The organism is Candidatus Planktophila limnetica (assembly GCF_002288365.1).
GTDB classification, from domain to species: Bacteria; Actinomycetota; Actinomycetes; order Nanopelagicales; family Nanopelagicaceae; genus Planktophila; species Planktophila limnetica.
This window is the reverse complement of sequence record NZ_CP016782.1, coordinates 889,650-906,207: the sequence shown is the minus strand read 5'-3', so window position 1 is coordinate 906,207 and position 16,558 is coordinate 889,650. Positions and strand designations below refer to the sequence as shown.

18 protein-coding genes are annotated in these 16,558 nt (G+C 44.6%); 14 read left to right on the top strand and 4 right to left on the bottom strand.

From position 1 onward, the window contains the following. Positions 1–12: 12 nt before the first annotated feature. Positions 13–279 (top strand): PGPGW domain-containing protein, encoded by a 267-nt coding sequence (locus PHILAsVB114_RS04780; protein WP_204246767.1) that lies wholly within the window; start codon positions 13–15, stop codon positions 277–279. Continuing rightward, positions 266–703 (top strand): GNAT family N-acetyltransferase, encoded by a 438-nt coding sequence (locus tag PHILAsVB114_RS04775; protein WP_095698237.1) that lies wholly within the window; start codon positions 266–268, stop codon positions 701–703. Before PHILAsVB114_RS04780 ends, PHILAsVB114_RS04775 begins: the two co-directional genes overlap by 14 nt. On the opposite strand, the gene PHILAsVB114_RS04770 is transcribed toward PHILAsVB114_RS04775, so the two are convergent. From PHILAsVB114_RS04770 to PHILAsVB114_RS04760, 3 genes are read right to left on the bottom strand one after another with little or no spacing between them, the layout of a single operon-like run. Then, complete coding sequence (locus PHILAsVB114_RS04770) at positions 693–1,616, bottom strand: SIS domain-containing protein (protein WP_095698236.1); 924 nt, start codon at positions 1,614–1,616, stop codon at positions 693–695. The genes PHILAsVB114_RS04775 and PHILAsVB114_RS04770 overlap by 11 nt on opposite strands. Continuing rightward, positions 1,603–2,601, bottom strand: coding sequence for a hypothetical protein (locus PHILAsVB114_RS04765; RefSeq protein WP_095698235.1), 999 nt, complete (start codon positions 2,599–2,601; stop codon positions 1,603–1,605). Before PHILAsVB114_RS04765 ends, PHILAsVB114_RS04770 begins: the two co-directional genes overlap by 14 nt. Before the next feature lie 2 nt (positions 2,602–2,603). Further along, complete coding sequence (locus PHILAsVB114_RS04760; RefSeq protein ID WP_095698234.1) at positions 2,604–3,914, bottom strand: glycosyltransferase; 1,311 nt, start codon at positions 3,912–3,914, stop codon at positions 2,604–2,606. Positions 3,915–4,054: 140 nt separating this feature from the next. Here PHILAsVB114_RS04760 and PHILAsVB114_RS04755 point away from each other — a divergent pair, with 140 nt between their 5' ends. From PHILAsVB114_RS04755 to PHILAsVB114_RS04735, 5 genes are read left to right on the top strand one after another with little or no spacing between them, the layout of a single operon-like run. Beyond that, positions 4,055–5,152, top strand: coding sequence for a polyamine ABC transporter substrate-binding protein (locus PHILAsVB114_RS04755; RefSeq protein ID WP_095698233.1), 1,098 nt, complete (start codon positions 4,055–4,057; stop codon positions 5,150–5,152). A 17-nt stretch (positions 5,153–5,169) separates the two neighbouring features. Beyond that, complete coding sequence (locus tag PHILAsVB114_RS04750) at positions 5,170–6,063, top strand: ABC transporter permease (protein WP_095698232.1); 894 nt, start codon at positions 5,170–5,172, stop codon at positions 6,061–6,063. Next, positions 6,056–6,829, top strand: a complete 774-nt coding sequence (locus PHILAsVB114_RS04745) for an ABC transporter permease (RefSeq protein ID WP_204246766.1) — start codon at positions 6,056–6,058, stop codon at positions 6,827–6,829. Before PHILAsVB114_RS04750 ends, PHILAsVB114_RS04745 begins: the two co-directional genes overlap by 8 nt. Beyond that, positions 6,826–7,860: an ABC transporter ATP-binding protein gene (locus PHILAsVB114_RS04740; protein WP_095698231.1), complete on the top strand. Its 1,035-nt coding sequence runs from the start codon at positions 6,826–6,828 to the stop codon at positions 7,858–7,860. The genes PHILAsVB114_RS04745 and PHILAsVB114_RS04740 overlap by 4 nt, the downstream gene beginning before the upstream one ends. 3 nt (positions 7,861–7,863) lie before the next feature. Beyond that, on the top strand, positions 7,864–9,324 hold the full coding sequence (locus PHILAsVB114_RS04735; protein WP_095698230.1) for an aminobutyraldehyde dehydrogenase: 1,461 nt from the start codon (positions 7,864–7,866) through the stop codon (positions 9,322–9,324). Here PHILAsVB114_RS04735 and PHILAsVB114_RS04730 read toward each other — a convergent pair. Then, positions 9,321–10,034, bottom strand: a complete 714-nt coding sequence (locus tag PHILAsVB114_RS04730) for a hypothetical protein (RefSeq protein WP_204246765.1) — start codon at positions 10,032–10,034, stop codon at positions 9,321–9,323. The two genes, PHILAsVB114_RS04735 and PHILAsVB114_RS04730, sit on opposite strands and share 4 nt — an antisense overlap. Before the next feature lie 70 nt (positions 10,035–10,104). On the opposite strand from PHILAsVB114_RS04730, the gene PHILAsVB114_RS04725 reads away from it, so the two are divergent. From PHILAsVB114_RS04725 to PHILAsVB114_RS04695, 7 genes are all read left to right on the top strand, one after another. Then, on the top strand, positions 10,105–10,773 hold the full coding sequence (locus PHILAsVB114_RS04725) for a class I SAM-dependent DNA methyltransferase (RefSeq protein ID WP_095698229.1): 669 nt from the start codon (positions 10,105–10,107) through the stop codon (positions 10,771–10,773). Between the two features lie 101 nt (positions 10,774–10,874). After that, complete coding sequence (locus PHILAsVB114_RS04720) at positions 10,875–11,996, top strand: histone deacetylase-like amidohydrolase (RefSeq protein ID WP_095698228.1); 1,122 nt, start codon at positions 10,875–10,877, stop codon at positions 11,994–11,996. Between the two features lie 5 nt (positions 11,997–12,001). After that, entirely contained in the window at positions 12,002–12,859 is an 858-nt protein-coding gene (locus tag PHILAsVB114_RS04715; protein WP_095698227.1) for a branched-chain amino acid ABC transporter permease, read from the top strand. Between the two features lie 73 nt (positions 12,860–12,932). Next, positions 12,933–14,132: a substrate-binding protein gene (locus PHILAsVB114_RS04710; RefSeq protein ID WP_095698226.1), complete on the top strand. Its 1,200-nt coding sequence runs from the start codon at positions 12,933–12,935 to the stop codon at positions 14,130–14,132. A gap of 84 nt (positions 14,133–14,216) precedes the next feature. Continuing rightward, positions 14,217–15,116: a branched-chain amino acid ABC transporter permease gene (locus PHILAsVB114_RS04705; RefSeq protein ID WP_157906153.1), complete on the top strand. Its 900-nt coding sequence runs from the start codon at positions 14,217–14,219 to the stop codon at positions 15,114–15,116. After that, positions 15,113–15,847, top strand: a complete 735-nt coding sequence (locus tag PHILAsVB114_RS04700; RefSeq protein ID WP_095698682.1) for an ABC transporter ATP-binding protein — start codon at positions 15,113–15,115, stop codon at positions 15,845–15,847. Before PHILAsVB114_RS04705 ends, PHILAsVB114_RS04700 begins: the two co-directional genes overlap by 4 nt. Next, the gene (locus PHILAsVB114_RS04695) at positions 15,840–16,544 is read left to right on the top strand and encodes a branched-chain amino acid ABC transporter ATP-binding protein (RefSeq protein ID WP_095698224.1); all 705 of its coding nucleotides are present in this window, start codon (positions 15,840–15,842) and stop codon (positions 16,542–16,544) included. The genes PHILAsVB114_RS04700 and PHILAsVB114_RS04695 overlap by 8 nt, the downstream gene beginning before the upstream one ends. The last annotated feature ends 14 nt before the right edge of the window (positions 16,545–16,558 follow it).

Genomic DNA, 16,558 nt, shown 5'->3' with positions numbered 1-16,558 from the left:
TAGAATGGGCCTATGGAAATCCGCAAGGCTTGGAAGGGCGTGCCTAAGCCTGTTCGCCAAGTAATTACTCTTGTAGTCGGCGGAACCTTATTAGTTATCGGTGGATTACTCGTTGTGCTTCCTGGACCCTTCACCTTGCCCTTTGTTTTTGCAGGTCTACTCGTTCTAGCTGGTGAATTTGTCTGGGCTCAGCGTTTTCTTGATCGAGCACGAAGTGAAGCTAAAAAGGCAGATCCACGAAAGTTATTTAAGAAAAAGCCACCACGTGAAAATTCGTAATATAGAAAAATTAGATCGACAGCAGTGGGATCCACTGTGGCAGGCTTACTTAGTTTTCTATGAAACATCTCTTCCCGATCAGACAACTGATTTAACGTGGAATAGATTTTTTGACTCTAGTCATGTCTTTACTGGTTTCGTTGCAGAAGAAGATGGAAAGATTCTCGGTTTTGCCCATGCAATGTTGCGTCAATCAACGTGGGAAGAAGTGGGTGAGTTATACCTTGAAGATTTATACACTCTTCCCGAAGCACGGGGCAAAGGCGTTGGTCGAGCACTAATTGATCACGTCAAAGAAGAAGCAATCGCTATGGGCGCTGGATGTATGTATTGGCAGACTAAGGCTGGAAACGAAACTGCGCGATATTTGTATGACTCAATTACAAAAAATAATGATTACGTTCAATACATGATCAAGCTGTAACCCACAGATGCTGGGCCAGAATTTCAGCAAAAGTAGTTTCAGCTAGTAATCGCACAAGCGGATCCGAATCGTTTTTATATCTCAGCGATGATGTTGCATGAGGATGATCAAATCCGATGGTAAGTACCTTCGACCCACGCTCCTGCATCCACTTAAACAATTGGTCTTCCCAGATGGAACCAGGAAATAAAATCGCCCGATAATCAAGAGTCTTAGTCAGATACACATCAATATGGCTCCAGTCGCCAGTTTCACAAGGAACCGATGGCAAACGTGGTGATTCGCGCATCATCAATGCACTTTGTTGTGCACTACAGAGTCGATCAGCAGGTGCGATGTAGTACGAACCAGCGGGAGATTTAATGTGATTGATTATTTCAGGCAACCAAGCATCTTTGCGAGAGTAAATATCTGCAATTGCTTCAGCTGCTAAATCAATTGATTTTTCCAATCCAGTTATACAACCCAGTGATTCAAGTAAGCGCAATAAAGCAACATGGGTGGCAAAGTAGGAAAGAGATGCAACCCCACCAGTTTCTTCTCCAGCATTCATGGCAACTGTTTGTGAACCGCGAGGGGCTGCATTTGTAAGCCAGATTTTTTCCTTGTATCCAGATGCTGCGTCAAAGGCAGCGTTTGTTTCTACAGAATTTCCAGTTGCAGATATTGCAATAAGAGTTTTTGCCGTACTGGCTTTTGGGGGAGTTGGGTTACTTGAAAGAGTAAAGGTTGCATTACTGCCGCAGGCTTGTAATCGTGTGACTATCGATTGCGCTGCAAAGGCAGAAGAACCCATGCCCATAAAGACAAGTGATTGACCCGAAAGATTTGGCCACTGAAACTTCTGCGTTGATAGCTTGTGCGCAAGGTCTGCTTTGCGAGCCAAGTCTTCGCCAAATTTAATTGGATCCATAGCCCAACTCTTCCATATAACTGATTGCAAACTCTGGTGCATAGCGCCATTGAGGTAAGAATTTATCTGCGTACTTTAACTCTCGGTTCTCAAGGGAGCGCATCAAAGCACGCAGAGCCTTGACGTCAAATGCATTTCCTTCAAAATACGTTGCCGCATAGATTGATTCGGCTTGCACTATCCACTCTTTGATTACTGATGGATCTGCGCCGTGTTTGATTGTGACAGCTCCCACGTGGAAAAAAGATGCACACATACTTGCCACGTCACGAAGTGGATCAATTGCTTCTTCAGCAGTTGCAAGCGGGTCACCGTCAAAGTCAATTACCCAGAGTTGATCGCTCTGGCTCGTTTTTAGTATCTGACCCACATGAAAATCTCCATGAATCAAACCTTCAAGGCAGCGATGCATCTCTGCAGTTAAGTGTGCCAAGTTGACTAGCCAGGGACCAAGGTCGCTCGCTTTTGCTTTATCCACACACCAAGTCCAACCATCAGTTGTTCCTGGAATGTATTTATTTACGCTGGCTAACAATTTTTCATCCCAATAGATATTGCCTAGCAACTCTGGCAAGTGGGCGAATCCATTTTCGGTGAGTATCTCTTCTTTGTGCGCACCTATTGATTTCTGAGCAGTGAGTTGCCACTTAACAATGATTGATTCATCAAGAATTACAGACTCATTGCTCTGATCTACTGAGATAAATCGCTCCTGTGAATAAGAACCACTCTGCATAGTTGTTCGCAATCCGTCGGGCAGTGGATTACTCAATAATTGAGCTGTTACAGCATCCTTTGATTGGGCGCGTCGAATCTCTCTGTTTTTTACATAAGGGGCCACAAAGTTCTTATTTCCAGATTCGAAAACAAGAATTCCTGCAGAATCAGAAATTGGAAAATCAACCGATACATCTGAGCACGCATTAATTAAGTCAGCCCGCGATAGTGGCAGCAGCTGCTGGCACTGCGCCTTAGATAGATGCATCTCTATTTAGATTTGTGTGCGAGTGCTACTTTTTCAATGAGAGCAGATGCCACACCGAGTCCATCGCGGCTTTGAATCTGCGCAGCATTTTCACGCATCTTCTTACCAAGTGCGCCATCGCTTAGGAGGGAATCAAGAGCGCTATTCATCTCTGCTTCAGTAAATGCATAGGTAGCAAGGCGCACGCCAAAACCAAGTTCGTGCATACGTTGGGCGTTGTCATATTGATCCCAGAAGAGCGGAAGCAAGATCATTGGCTTTCCGTAATGCATTGCTTCAGTGGTCGTGTTGTTTCCACCGTGAGTAATAACCAAATCGACCTGCGGAATGATGTTGATCTGTGGCAAGAATTGAGATCCGACCATGTTTGAAGCCAATTTAATCTGTTCGTGCTGTGGGCCCATGCTCACGATGTAGCGGTGCTTGGTCTTTCCTAAGACTTCAGTTAATCGATTCATCAATCCGACGTCGGCAGAACCTAATGAGCCAAGGGATAGGTAGATCAGTTTTGAATCTGCTGGACGATTTGCAACTTCAGCAGGGATGTCATATTTGCCATCTGTTTCGCGAACGCTTGAATCAATACGAGTCCACGTTGAGTTAAGCGGACGATCTTTGATGTAATCGGCGACTTCTGGAAATACATACATGTTTGCATCTTTTGATTCGTGGATGAATTCAAGTTCTGGCAGAGCAGGTGCGCCTTGTTCTTGCACCCATGTGTTAAATGCTGACCACATTTCATGATGAGTACGCTTGTATTCGGCGCGGTATGTATCCCAATTACTTGAATCATTAGCGGCATAACCTGAATACGTTGGAGCAACCTTTGCTCCCTTTACTTCAAGTGGATTACAAGAAACGATTCGGACAAATGGTTTGCCTGCAGTTAGAAGTGCAGGAAATGTAACAACGTTATCTTCAACAATGACATCTGGATTTACACGTTTAATGATCTCGCGCAATTGTGGTTCGCAATACATGGCGCCATCGATGAGCGCCTGCCACGTTGGTTTAACAAATGTTTCAAGTTGCTCAATAGTTGGCTTACGAAATTCTGGGGAAGTATCTCGAATGTAATCTGTCCAAAACTGTCCAGGATCTGCATCAGAATCTGCAGGCGCAGGTGGCGCTAAATTAACTAAATCTTCTTCAAAGCCGAGTGCTTTTAACTTTCCTTCCCATGATGCTTCGGCTGCAAAGACCACACGATGGCCAGCTTTGAGAAGTCGGTATCCGATACCAACGCATTGGTTGGTTGGGCCGTAGGCGGACTCAGGCATGAAAAGGATGGTTAATTTTTGCGAAGTCATGGGCTAATCCAACAACACAGCGCCGAAGTTGTAAACCACGCAGGATTTTTCGCTGCGGCTCTAGAAAATCGGCAGGTTTTTCTCTAGTGTTATGAGCAATTCTTGCGCCCAGTGCGGGCGCATTTCTTGAGAGGAACTTCATGAGAATTTCACGCAAAGCAGCAGCCACAACGGCTATCGCTGGCCTTGTGCTAGCACTATCTGCTTGTAGCAGTTCAGATTCAGGTGAGACTGCACTTGATCCAAATGCAGATCTCAGCTTGCAAACGTTAACTGTCAGCAACTGGGCTGCATACAACCCAGATGATTTGCCTGCAAAGTTTGAAGAAAAATTTGGAACTAAGGTAACAATTACTAACCACGCAACCAATGAAGAAATCATGGCCAAGCTCACAGCAGGTGGAGATTCTGGAATTGACATTGCATTCGTTTCTGGTCAATTTGCACAAGCACTCGCTGCGCAAGGTTTGATCGAAACTTTGGATAAGTCACTTATTCCTAATGAAGCAAACCTCTATCCAGAAGCTGCAAAACTCGCTTTTGACCCAGGCAACAAGTACTCAATGCCTTACTCATGGGGTACAACAGGTATTTGCTATCGCGCAGACTTAATGAAGGGCAACGAGCCAACAAGTTGGAATGATTTGTTGATGCCTAAGCCACAGTACAAGGGCAAAGTAACAATGCTTGCTACTGAGCGTTGGTTAATGCTTCCAGCACAGAAGGCTCTTGGTTTTTCTGCTAATACTCAGGACGAAGCTGAAATGGGCAAGGTCAAGGACCTTCTTGTTAAAGCGAAGTCAAACCTTCTTGCCTACGATGACACTACTTTCTATACACGCCTGGTTTCCGGTGAAGCCGTAATGGTTGAAGCCTGGGATGGATGGTGTAACTATGGAATTGCTGAGAACAAGAACATTAAGTTCGTTGTTCCAACAGAAGGCTCAGATCTATTTACTGATGTTATGGTCATTCTGAAGACTTCGAAGAATAAGGAAGCAGCACACGCATTCCTTAACCACATCCTTGATAAGGATGTTCACTCATGGGTAGTCGACAACATTCTTTACAAGGTTCCTAACGTTCCAGCTATGGAAAAGTCCTTGCCAGCACTTGTTGAAGGGTTCCCAAATATGGGTATTACTCCAGCAGAGCTCCTAAAGAATGAAGCACTTGTTGACCTCGGAAAGGCTTCTGCGCTTTATACGCGCATTGCCACTGAAGTAACGGCCAAGTAATAAGCACAAATTACTAAATGGCTCTAGCGGTTAAGTCAGAAGGGCGCGACGCAATCAAGCGTCGCGCTCTTCTTTCGCGCGCCATCTTCTTAGTCCCGGGCCTTACATACATCACCGCGTTTATGTTAATCCCGCTTGGTTTCATCATCGCCTACACATTCTTATCCCGTGGCACCTATGGCGGAGTCGAATTCATCTTTACCTTTGAAAATTACACCCGTGCTCTTGATTCGCTCTATATCGGTGTTTTAGTTAAATCAATTTTGATTGCAGGAGCAGCCACACTTCTGGCTTTTCTTATCGGTTTTCCTGTTGCATACGCAATTACTAAATTGCCAACGAATCGTCAGAACATCATGCTGGTGCTCATTGTTTTGCCATTTTGGACAAACTTTCTAATTCGCACATACGCATGGATCGTTCTCCTTAACACCCAAGGTTTTCTTAATAAGGGCCTAATCAATATGGGAGTAATTAGCCAGCCTTTAGAGCTTTTATATAAGCCCAGTGCAATTGTTTTAGGTTTGCTTTATGCATATATCCCACTGATGATCTTGCCGATTTATTCATCCCTTGTGCGCATTGACCCTGCGATGAAAGAGGCAGCAATTAATCTCGGTGCAACTCCTGCCCAAGCATTTAGACAAGTAACACTTCCATTAGCGCTACCAGGTGTATTAATCGGTGCGATTTTCGTCTTTGTTCCAAGTGTTGGAAACTTTATCGTTCCTGAATTATTAGGTGGCGGCAAAACGATTATGGTCGGTAACTTAATCAGAGATCAATTCTTAAAAGCACGCGATTGGCCATTTGGTTCGGTAATGGCACTATCAATGGTCGTCATGCTCTGCGCACTCTTCTTTATTCAGGCGCGTGTGAATCGCCGAGTGCTGGGGGATACCCGTGCATAACAAACTCGGCTGGTTACGTCTTCCGCTTTATGGCGTACTTGTATTTTTATATCTGCCTATATCAGTACTGATCTTTATGTCATTTAATAAATCAGATGCGCCATTTATGTGGACTGGGTTTAGCACAAAGTGGTATTCGGTATTGGTTAACAGCCCAAACATCATGGAGGGCTTTAAGAACACCTTAATTGTCGCAATCATTACAACGATAATTTCACTTGTTCTTGGAACCTTATTGGCCATTGGTTTAGCCCGATATCAAAAATCTTCAGCGATGGAAGCAGTTGCGCTGACTCCAGCAATTTTTCCAGATTTAGCGCTAGCGATTGGATTACTTGCTCTCTTCACATCTTTGCATCTAACCCTTGGATTACATTCAGTAATTATCAGTCATGCACTCTTTTGTATGGCTTTTGTTACTGCAATAGTTCGAGGTCGCCTAGCTCAAATTGATTCATCCCTTGAGGAAGCCGCGCAAGATCTAGGTGATACACAAGTTGGAATATTTTTTAGAGTTACTCTGCCAAGTATCAAGCCAGCACTTATTGCTGGAGGATTACTCGCTTTCACACTCTCACTCGATGAGTTCGTGATTGCTTTTTTCACTAATGGACCTAACTCTCCAACTTTGCCAATGGTGATTTATTCAATGGTTCGCTTTGGTGTCTCACCTGAAATTAATGCCCTTGCAACCGTTGTTTTGCTTATTAGCGCTTTGATTGTCACAATCGCTCAACGAAACGTAAAGGTGCGGGATCAAATATGAGTTCATTTCTCAATATCGCAGGCGTCTCAAAGCGATACGGTGATGTTCAGGCGCTCAATAACGTTTCTATAGATATACGCGAAAACGAATTCTTCGCACTTCTGGGCCCATCTGGTTGCGGTAAGACAACTCTGCTTCGCGCCCTTGCCGGCCTTGAATCCCTTGATTCAGGTGTTGTGACTTTAGCTAATGAAGATTTGTTATCTGTGCCTGCCAATAAGCGCCCAGTAAATTTGATGTTTCAGTCGTACGCACTCTTTCCCCACTTAAATGTCTATGACAACGTTGCATATGGTCTGCGCCGCGAGAAGTTGGATAAGGGCGAAATTGATCAACGAGTTCAAGACGTCCTAAAAACTGTTGGATTAATCGATCAAAAGGATCGCCGTCCATCTCAATTATCTGGTGGACAAAAGCAACGAGTGGCATTAGCACGCGCAATTGTTAAACGACCAAAGATTTTGTTACTGGATGAGCCTCTATCTGCACTGGATAAAAAAGTCCGCTCAGAGATGCAGCTCGAACTCAAGCGTTTACAGCACGAAGCAGGCATCACTTTTATCATTGTCACTCACGATCAAGAAGAGGCGATGTCAATTGCAGATCGCATTGCACTGATGGATAAGGGCGAAGTCGTGCAGGTTGCAACTCCAGTTGAGATGTATAGCGCGCCAAAAACAAAGTTTGTCGCTGACTTTATTGGCACCAGCAATTTGTTTGCAGGCTCACTCGGTACCGCAACAATTACTGTAAAGGGCAAAACATTGCCAACTCCTGCAACTCAATTAGCATCAGGTGCGAAGGCAGTTTTAGTTGTTAGACCAGAAGACATTGAATTGGGCTCAACTGGCACGATTTCGGGCACGCTCGTTAGCTCTAATTTCTATGGCGGCTCTAGCCTTCTATTTGTTGATTGCGGATTCGATCAATTGATCAAGGTTTCTTGCGCGCTTAATGAAGTGCCACCTGTTGGCTCTGTCTGTAATTTGTCTTGGAACTCTGCTGATTCAATTTTGTTAGCAGATGCCTAAACCATGACAACTCATAGCGCATACATCAACGGTGAATATGTCACCGGCAAAGGTGCACCAATCACACTGGTTAATCCTGCAAAACCTTCGGATACTCTCCAATACGCAGCAGCAACCACATCAGATTTAGAATCAGCGATCACAGGTGCAAAAGCTGCTTACAAACATTGGTCACAATTAACCCCTGCAGTAAGAAGCGCTGCGCTACTTAAATTCGCAGATGCAATTGCTGTAGATTCGGCAAAGCTAACTGAACTAGAAGTTCGCGAAAGTGGAAAGCCTGTTGCTGTATTTCGCGACGGTGAATTGCCATTTGCTGTAGATAACTTGAAGTACTTTGCCGCAGCCGCACGTTCGTTAGATGGCACAGGCGCCGGAGTTTTATCCGAGGGTTACACATCGATGTTAATCAAACGCCCAATCGGAATTGTTGGCTCAATTGCTCCCTGGAACTTTCCATTAATTATGGCCATCTGGAAATTCGGTCCAGCACTAGCTGCAGGCAACGCAGTCATTTTGAAGCCAGCACCATCAACGCCAAGTACTGCACTTCGTATGGCAGAACTTGCTGTGCAATCAGGATTACCAAAGGGATTGCTCAATGTTTTATCAGGAGATGATGATCTCGGTAAAGCACTTGTTGCTCACAATGATATTGCGATGATTTCAGTTACAGGTGCCACCACAACGGGCCAAGCAATCATGGCTGAAGCATCAAAGACCACAAAGCGTTTACACCTCGAACTCGGTGGCAAAGCACCCGCAATTGTCTTTGAAGATGCTGATATCAAAGCAATGGCGCACGCACTTGCGATGGGTTCTACATATAACACCGGACAAGATTGCACAGCAGCCACACGTATTTATGTTCACACATCCAAATTTGATGCTGCTGTAAAGGAATTAACTTCTGTGATGTCATCCATAAAATATGGAGACCCACAGGATCCCTCAAGTGATATTGGCCCGCTTATTAGCGCCGAACATCGCACACGAGTTCACTCGTTCGTAGAAAACGCTAAATCTGCCGGGGCCACAATTCACACCGGTGGATTCATCCCAGATATAGATGGTTTTTATTACCCTCCCACACTTATTACTGATGCAAAGCAAAATAGTGAAGCAGTTCAAAAAGAGATCTTTGGACCTGTAGTTGTGGTTCTACCATTTAGCACAGAGGATGAAGCAATTTCACTTGCTAATGATTGTGCTTACGGTTTGGCATCATCTGTTTGGACTACCGATGTTGCACGCGCAATGCGTGTGACACATCAATTAGAAGTTGGTGTTACCTGGATCAATGATCACTTGCCAATTGCGTCCGAAGCACCGCATGGGGGAGTAAAGGGCAGTGGCTTTGGAAAAGATATGAGCGCAGAATCAGTTGCTGAATACTCTGTTACTCGTCACATCATGATCAAGCACGCACAGACAGAAGCTAAAGACTCTTTCCGCCCGGCTTAATTCTTCGGCGCATCAATGGCTAACTGTGCAATACGAGCAGATTCAATCGATGCTGGCGTTGGCGCCTGTGGTTCATCTTCGGCCAACTCTTTGATTTGCTTGCGAACACTTTTAAGAACAACATCAACGCCTTCTTCTGCGCAATTAATGGCTTGGGCTAAGAAGCGATTGAATTCGCGGCCCTGGGTAGCGCCAAAGAAAATTCCTGAAGTTTTCTGTCGGTTACTGACGTGGAAAATGTAATCTGATTCATCTGCTGTTGTGGACGCGCCATTCCATTTGGCAAAAGCCCACTCTTTGGTATTCATCTGGCCATTGAATAAAACACGTTCAGTGGTGAGTAAAACCTGTCCCACTTCTTTGTATGCCTGGACTTCATCTCCTGCAACAAATGTTCCACGCTGTGCACCTACTCGATAGCGGATCCCACCAACAAGGGGAATGCTAAATCCTTGCGAAGTACCAACGTAGCGACCTGGTGTTCGCCCTGTTTCGTGCATTTGGCCCTGGCCTTGCCACAAAATGATTTCACCTTTTTTCTGCACAGTGTTATTTGGAACAGAGTCTTCACCCTTAATTGCTAATTCAAAAGCAGATTCAATCTTCTTAAAAATCTCAACATCTCGCTGCCAATCCGAGTAATCACTCTGGTATTGCGAGCGAGCTCTCTTGAGCGCTCTCTTTGCTTTGAAATCTGTCCACCAACTCATAGATGCAGTTTGGCATAGGGAACTGACAGAGCACTAGCAATCCTTATCCCAAATCCATAAACTTTCGCTCATGTCAGATGAAAAGGCCCTCGGATTAGATGAGGCGTACTCAGTAAAGACTCCAGAAGATAATCGTCGTTTATACGCCAAGTGGGCCGCCACATATGAATCATCCTTTGTCGATGCGAAACAGTACCGATATCCCAAGGCGATCTCAGAAGTCTTTAATGAACATGTGCCAACTGATGCCGATGAATTAGCCAGAGTAATAGACATAGGTTGTGGCACAGGATTAACTGGAATGTACTTATCTCATTTGCGTCCGCACCTTTTTATTGATGGCTTAGATATCTCACCAGAAATGTTGGCTGAAGCACGTCGTAAGCAGCGCACAGATGATTCACTGGTCTATACAAACTTGAGCGAATGCGATCTGACGCAAAGCGTTGTGAACACATTTGAATCCTATGACGCACTCATTTGTTCTGGAACATTTACACATGGTCACCTTGGACCAGATGCGCTAAAGAATGTTTTATCCCTTGTACGTCCTGCAGGTTGGATTGTTATTGGTGTGAACAACGAACACTTTGAAGGAAAAAATTTTCAAGGCGAACTTGATTCATTGGCAGATGCTAAAAGAATTACTGCACCAGAGATTTTACGAATCGATGTCTATGAAAAAGGCAGTCCACACTTTGGCGACCAAGCACGCGTGATTTTGGCCCAAATTATTTGAAAACTGGTCAGTAACCCCTAGTTATTGCCAAGTGAACTAGATAGTGTTCACGCAATAGCATTTCTCATCCAGCTTAAGAACCGGGGGTCTGCGTCAAAAGAATGCCTACTGGTTACGTTTGGGAAGAAATTTACGGTTGGCATAACACAGGCAACGCCGCTGGAGCATCCCCTGCTGGATTAAATGCACAACCATACGAGCACTTTGAAAGTGCTGATTCAAAAGTTAGATTAGCAAGTGCAATTGAAGTATCTGGATTAAGTAAGAAATTAAAGAGAATTCCTGCGATTCAGGCAACGGTTGAAGATATCTCCTTAGTTCATCCAAAAGAATATATAGATCGAATTAAACGAGACAGTGCAACTCCTGTTGGCGGCGATGCCGGTGATGGATTGAGTCCCTTTGGTACAGGTTCATATGAAATTGCATTGTGGGCAGCAGGTGGCGCAATTGCTGCCACCAAAGCTGTCGTATCAGGTGAGGTCACTAATGCATATGCATTGATTCGCCCACCTGGGCATCATGCTCGCGTAGAAACAGGAATGGGTTTTTGCATTTTCGCTAATGCCGCAATCGCAATTAGATATGCACAGAAGCACTTAGGTGTGAAGCGAGTTGCTGTGCTTGATTGGGATGTTCATCACGGCAACGGCACACAATCTATTTTTTATGCTGATCCAAACGTTCTAACGATCTCAATGCATCAAGATGGTCTCTTTCCACCTGATAGCGGACATGTCACCGAACAAGGCGAAGGTGCCGGAAGCGGTTACGCAATAAATGTTCCACTTCCTGCAGGTAGTGGAAACGGTGCATATTTGCGAGCACTCGAAGAGATTGCCTTTCCTGCGATCGAAAAGTTCAAGCCAGAGTTAATCGTCGTCTGCTGTGGATTTGATGCTGCAATGACAGATCCACTTGGTCGCATGATTGTTACAGCCACTGGTTATCGCGAGATGACGGCAGCGCTTATGAAAGTGGCGCAAAAAGTTTGTGGTGGAAAAATCGTTATGACACACGAAGGTGGATATTCACCCACCTATGTTCCTTTTTGCGGGCTTGCTGTCATCGAAACTTTGGCTGGCGTAGAAACAGAGATGAAGGATGCACTTGCAGAATTTTGGGATGTTTTACCCGATCAGAAACTTCACGAGTGGCAGGAAGAGCGAATTCAAGGGATTAAATCCAAGCTCAAATTCTTAACAGAAGTGGCGAAGGGCTAATAAAAATGAGCCCAACAGTTATCCGCGGAATCTTTGACGTTTTAAGTCTTTCGTCAGTTTTGATTCTTTTGGTAATTGGAATGGCAATTATCGTGGGCATGATGAAGGTATTTAACATGTGCCAAGGCGAGTTGGTTTTACTTGGCGCTGTCACAGCCTTTCTATGTGGCAAGTACCTAGATAATTTGTGGATTGGAATCATTCTTGCCCCAATAGTTGTGGGACTCTTTGGCTTGCTCCTTGAGCGAACAATCATTCATCGTTTTTATGTAAACCCGCAGGGCGCCCTGCTTGCAACATTCGCAATTGGTTTGATTATGCGCGAGTCACTTCGCACAAGAATGTCCACACAATCATCACCTGTTGATGCTCCGATTCAATCCTCAATAGATATCGGGGGTGCAAGCCTTCCTGTCTGGCGCATCGTGATCATGGTCGTCACATTGCTCCTTGCAATTGCTATCGGCTTGATATTGCTAAAAACGAATCTTGGAATGAAAGTTCGAGCCACTCTTGATAACCCAGAGTTAGTATCTGTTTCAGGTATTTCTACTAAGTGGATGTATGCCGGAACATATGCCGTTGGTTCTGCGCTCTCTGGTTTTGCAGGCGCAATGATTGTGCCCCTGCAAACGCTTTATCCAAATTTAGGATACGACAACTTGATCCTGATGTTTATCGCGGTGATGATCGGCGGGCTTGGTCAATTTGGTGGGCCACTTGCAGGTGCTGCGTTAATTGCCGTGCCAGGTGCGGTCCTTGGTCAATTTATTAGTCCAGTAACTGGACAAATTTTGGTTGTCCTTTTGGCAATCATCTTCATGCGCTTTCGCCCAGTCGGTATTTTCCAGAGGGGGCGATAAGTTCACAGTGAATTTAATTCATGTAATCAAGCAAGTCCTGTTCAAAACAAACGAAATAGTAATAGGGAGAGAAATGAATAAGAACATATTCAAGAAGGGAAGTACTCGTCGCAACACTGCGATCCTGGCATCTGCTGTTGCAATGCTCGGCGCTTTGACGTTTGCTCCTGCGCAAGCAGCACAGACAGTGAAAATTGGTGTGCTTACAGATATGACTGGTGCATTCGGAATTGTTGGAAAATCCAACAAGGCTGTTGCTCAGTTCACAATCAATGAAATCAATAAAAGTGGTGGCGTTCTTGGCCGCAAACTTGAAATGGTTTTGGCAGATAGTGCTACAGATCCAGCAGTTGCAACTCAGGTTGCAAGCAAGCTAGTCAACCAAGACAAGGTTGCTGTTGTTGTCGGTGGCGTTGCTAGCTTTACACGCGTTGCAATTCGCGACGTGATTGCAAAGCGCGGCAAGACTCTATACATCTGGCCAGCATCATATGAAGGCAACGAGTGCAGCAATAACGTCTGGAACACAGGTTCTGCACCAAACCAACAGGTAGACCCAACTGTTAAGCACCTTCTTTCACTTGGAAAGAAGACCTTCTTCTTAGCAGGAAGTGATTATCTGTACCCACGTAACATTCTTGCTCGTGTTCGTCAGGTAGTTCTTGCCGGTGGCGGTTCAATCGTTGGCGAAGAATATGTTCCACTTGATATGACAGATGCATCAAACCTAGTGAGCAAGGTTCTTGCTTCAAAGGCTGATGCTCTCTTTGAAGTTGTCGTTCTTCCAGGAACAGGACCATTTATTAAGGGTGTTGTTGATGGCGGATATAAGGGAACAATTGCTGGAACACTCTTTGATGAGGGCATTAACCCAATCATTGGAAAGCAAGCCGAAGGTTTGATCGGTGTACAGGATTTCTATCTTCCTGTTACAGATCCATTCACAAAGGCAACTGTTGCTAAGTTCAACAAGCAACATCCAGAAGCTGCAGGTTTGTTCTCTGCAACATTTAACGCACCTGCTTGGTATCGCAGTATTTACCTATGGAAAGCAGCAGTTGAAAAGGCAGGGTCCTTCGATACTGCAAAGGTAAATAAGGCAATGGATTCAATTTCACTGAAGCAATCAATCGGTGGACCTGTTTCCTTTGCACCAGGCACAAAGCACCTTAATTTGCCTATGTACCTCGGTAAGTCAAATGCCGACGGTTCAAATACCATCGTAAAGAAGCTAGGAACTATCGCTCCTTACGAATGCGCAAAGAAGCAGTAAGGTAAAACCAAAATAATAAAAAACAGGCTAAGAATCGGTATTGCAGTACTTCTTGCGATACCGATTCTTAGTCCTGTTCTTTTTGTGGCAGGTAACGATTACTTAACTCAAATCGTTACTCGAATACTCATTTACGGAATACTTGTTCTCAGTGTTGAAATGTGTTGGGGACAAACAGGTATCTTCACATTCGGCCAAGCAGCCCTTTTCGGCATTGGTGGTTACGTCGTCGGCCTTGTCACGACTAAGTCAACAAATACCGACATCGGAAAGCTACTTCTTGTCGCAATAATTGCAGGCGCTTTAGTTGGCTTGGTACTGGGCATTTTCTTATTCTCTGGTAAACGAGTCGGCGAGCTATATGTCGCACTTGTCACTCTTGCAATTTCATATATTTGTGAGCGACTTGCAAATAGCTGGACCTTATTAGGATCAGGAAATGGAATACCGGGAATTCCATATCCAACAATCTTTGGCAAAGAAATCGGCTCAGCGATGGGACTCTTCTTTCTTGCCTTCGCAGTCTTCGCAGTTGCTTTGATTCTTTGCATAATTGTTGTTAACTCTCAATTTGGTCTAACAATGAATGCGGTGCGCGATGATGAAGAGCGCGCTGAGTTTTTTGGATACAAGCGCTCAGTTGTTCAAATCGCTGTCTTTGTATTTTCTGCAGCCCTTGCTGCATCAGGAGGCGCACTCTTTGCAGTTTCTGAAGGATTCGTATCGCCTTCAATGAGCGGACTCGCTCTTTCTACAACCACAGTTCTATGGGTAGTTTTAGGTGGCCGAGGCACATTTTATGGACCACTGATTGCCTTAACCGTTCTTCAAGTAGTTAATATCCAAATGCAAAATGCTCTACCAAGTTTGTGGCCAATATTGGTTGGCTTCATGTTGTTGCTCACAATGATTTTCTTGCCTAAAGGACTTACATCACTTCCAGCCAAAATTCGTGAATCTCGCCGAAAGAAGTCGCACGCATGAAGCTTCTAGAGATCACTTCAGTTACTAAAAAATTCGGCTCACTTATAGCCGTGGATAACGCATCCATGTTTATCAATCAAAATGAAATCGTAGGATTAATTGGTCCTAATGGTTCAGGTAAATCAACTCTGCTTCACACAATTTGTGGTCGCACAATCGCAACCGAGGGCTCAATATTGCTTGAAGGAAGCGACATCACGAATAAAACTCCACAAAATAGAGCCAAAGCTGGAATGGCGATTAAATTTCAATTAGCACGTATCTATCTTGAGAAAACAGTTCGCGAAAATCTCTTGATTTCACTGCAAGCCAAGGAATCCATCTGGAGGCAACTTCGAAGCGCATCCTTAAAGGCTTTTGAAGTGAAGATTCTTGAGTTAGCAAAAGAGTTTCAACTCGAAGAGTATTTAAATGAGCCAGCCAAATCACTTTCACATGGCCAACAACAATGGCTTGAAATCGCTATGGCTATGGCAGTTGATCCAATCCTTTTACTTCTCGATGAACCAACTGCGGGCATGAGTCCAAAAGAACGTGCTGACACTGCTGTACTCATTAAGAAAGCCTCCAAAAAATGTGGAGTCTTAATAGTTGAGCATGATTTAGATTTCATTAAGGAGCTGTGTAATCGCATCTCTGTGTTACACCATGGAAACATCGTTGCCACCGGAACTCCACAGGAAATTGAAAATGATCCAAGGGTGAAGGAGGTTTACCTCACCCGTGTCTGATAATTACTTAGAAATCAATAATTTAAGTGGTGGTTACGAGGCTAGCCAAGTCCTCTTTGATCTATCTTTTGCGATTCCAAAAACTGGAGTCACAGCAATAGTTGGGCGAAACGGTGCTGGAAAATCCACTCTGCTTCAGACAATTATGGGATTTATTAAACCAAGTGCAGGAGTGATTTCTTTTGAGGGTAAAGAAATTACAAACAATTCAACCTATGCGCGAACTCGACTTGGAATTGGATATGTGCCACAAGATCGCCCAGTATTTTCTGATCTATCTGTACGTGAAAATTTGTTAATCGGAGCATCCCGCCTGCCTAAAAAACAACGAACAGACCTAGAGCCAGTCTTGGACATATTTCCAAAACTTGCAGACCGCCTCGATCAAAAGGCCGGAACTATGAGTGGTGGAGAGCGCAAGATGGTTGGCATTGCCCGTGCATTAATCGGACAACCAACTCTGCTTGTGATGGATGAACCAACAGAGGGTGTGTGGCACGGTGTGGTCGATGAAATCCAAGATCGACTCATTACCTACGGCAAGAACAATGCCATCTTGATAGTTGAACAAAATTTAGACTTTACAATTGCCATGGCATCGCAAATTCTCTTACTCGAGCGCGGTGTTATTTCACAGCGCGTCTCTTCTGCAAGCAAGGGTGAACTAGAGGAACTGCGTAAGCGCCTAACTGTCTAGGCTAGTTTTGTCAG

Excerpts from the sequence above, each read along its gene's own strand:
- PHILAsVB114_RS04730 (WP_204246765.1), bottom strand. The coding sequence starts at position 10,034 with ATGAGTTGGTGGACAGATTTCAAAGCAAAGAGAGCGCTCAAGAGAGCT.
- PHILAsVB114_RS04765 (WP_095698235.1), bottom strand. The coding sequence starts at position 2,601 with ATGCATCTATCTAAGGCGCAGTGCCAGCAGCTGCTGCCACTATCGCGG.
- PHILAsVB114_RS04755 (WP_095698233.1), top strand. The coding sequence starts at position 4,055 with ATGAGAATTTCACGCAAAGCAGCAGCCACAACGGCTATCGCTGGCCTT.
- PHILAsVB114_RS04740 (WP_095698231.1), top strand. The coding sequence starts at position 6,826 with ATGAGTTCATTTCTCAATATCGCAGGCGTCTCAAAGCGATACGGTGAT.
- PHILAsVB114_RS04760 (WP_095698234.1), bottom strand. The coding sequence starts at position 3,914 with ATGACTTCGCAAAAATTAACCATCCTTTTCATGCCTGAGTCCGCCTAC.
- PHILAsVB114_RS04735 (WP_095698230.1), top strand. The coding sequence starts at position 7,864 with ATGACAACTCATAGCGCATACATCAACGGTGAATATGTCACCGGCAAA.
- PHILAsVB114_RS04750 (WP_095698232.1), top strand. The coding sequence starts at position 5,170 with ATGGCTCTAGCGGTTAAGTCAGAAGGGCGCGACGCAATCAAGCGTCGC.
- PHILAsVB114_RS04770 (WP_095698236.1), bottom strand. The coding sequence starts at position 1,616 with ATGGATCCAATTAAATTTGGCGAAGACTTGGCTCGCAAAGCAGACCTT.
- PHILAsVB114_RS04780 (WP_204246767.1), top strand. The coding sequence starts at position 13 with ATGGAAATCCGCAAGGCTTGGAAGGGCGTGCCTAAGCCTGTTCGCCAA.
- PHILAsVB114_RS04710 (WP_095698226.1), top strand. The coding sequence starts at position 12,933 with ATGAATAAGAACATATTCAAGAAGGGAAGTACTCGTCGCAACACTGCG.
- PHILAsVB114_RS04720 (WP_095698228.1), top strand. The coding sequence starts at position 10,875 with ATGCCTACTGGTTACGTTTGGGAAGAAATTTACGGTTGGCATAACACA.
- PHILAsVB114_RS04715 (WP_095698227.1), top strand. The coding sequence starts at position 12,002 with ATGAGCCCAACAGTTATCCGCGGAATCTTTGACGTTTTAAGTCTTTCG.
- PHILAsVB114_RS04700 (WP_095698682.1), top strand. The coding sequence starts at position 15,113 with ATGAAGCTTCTAGAGATCACTTCAGTTACTAAAAAATTCGGCTCACTT.
- PHILAsVB114_RS04725 (WP_095698229.1), top strand. The coding sequence starts at position 10,105 with ATGTCAGATGAAAAGGCCCTCGGATTAGATGAGGCGTACTCAGTAAAG.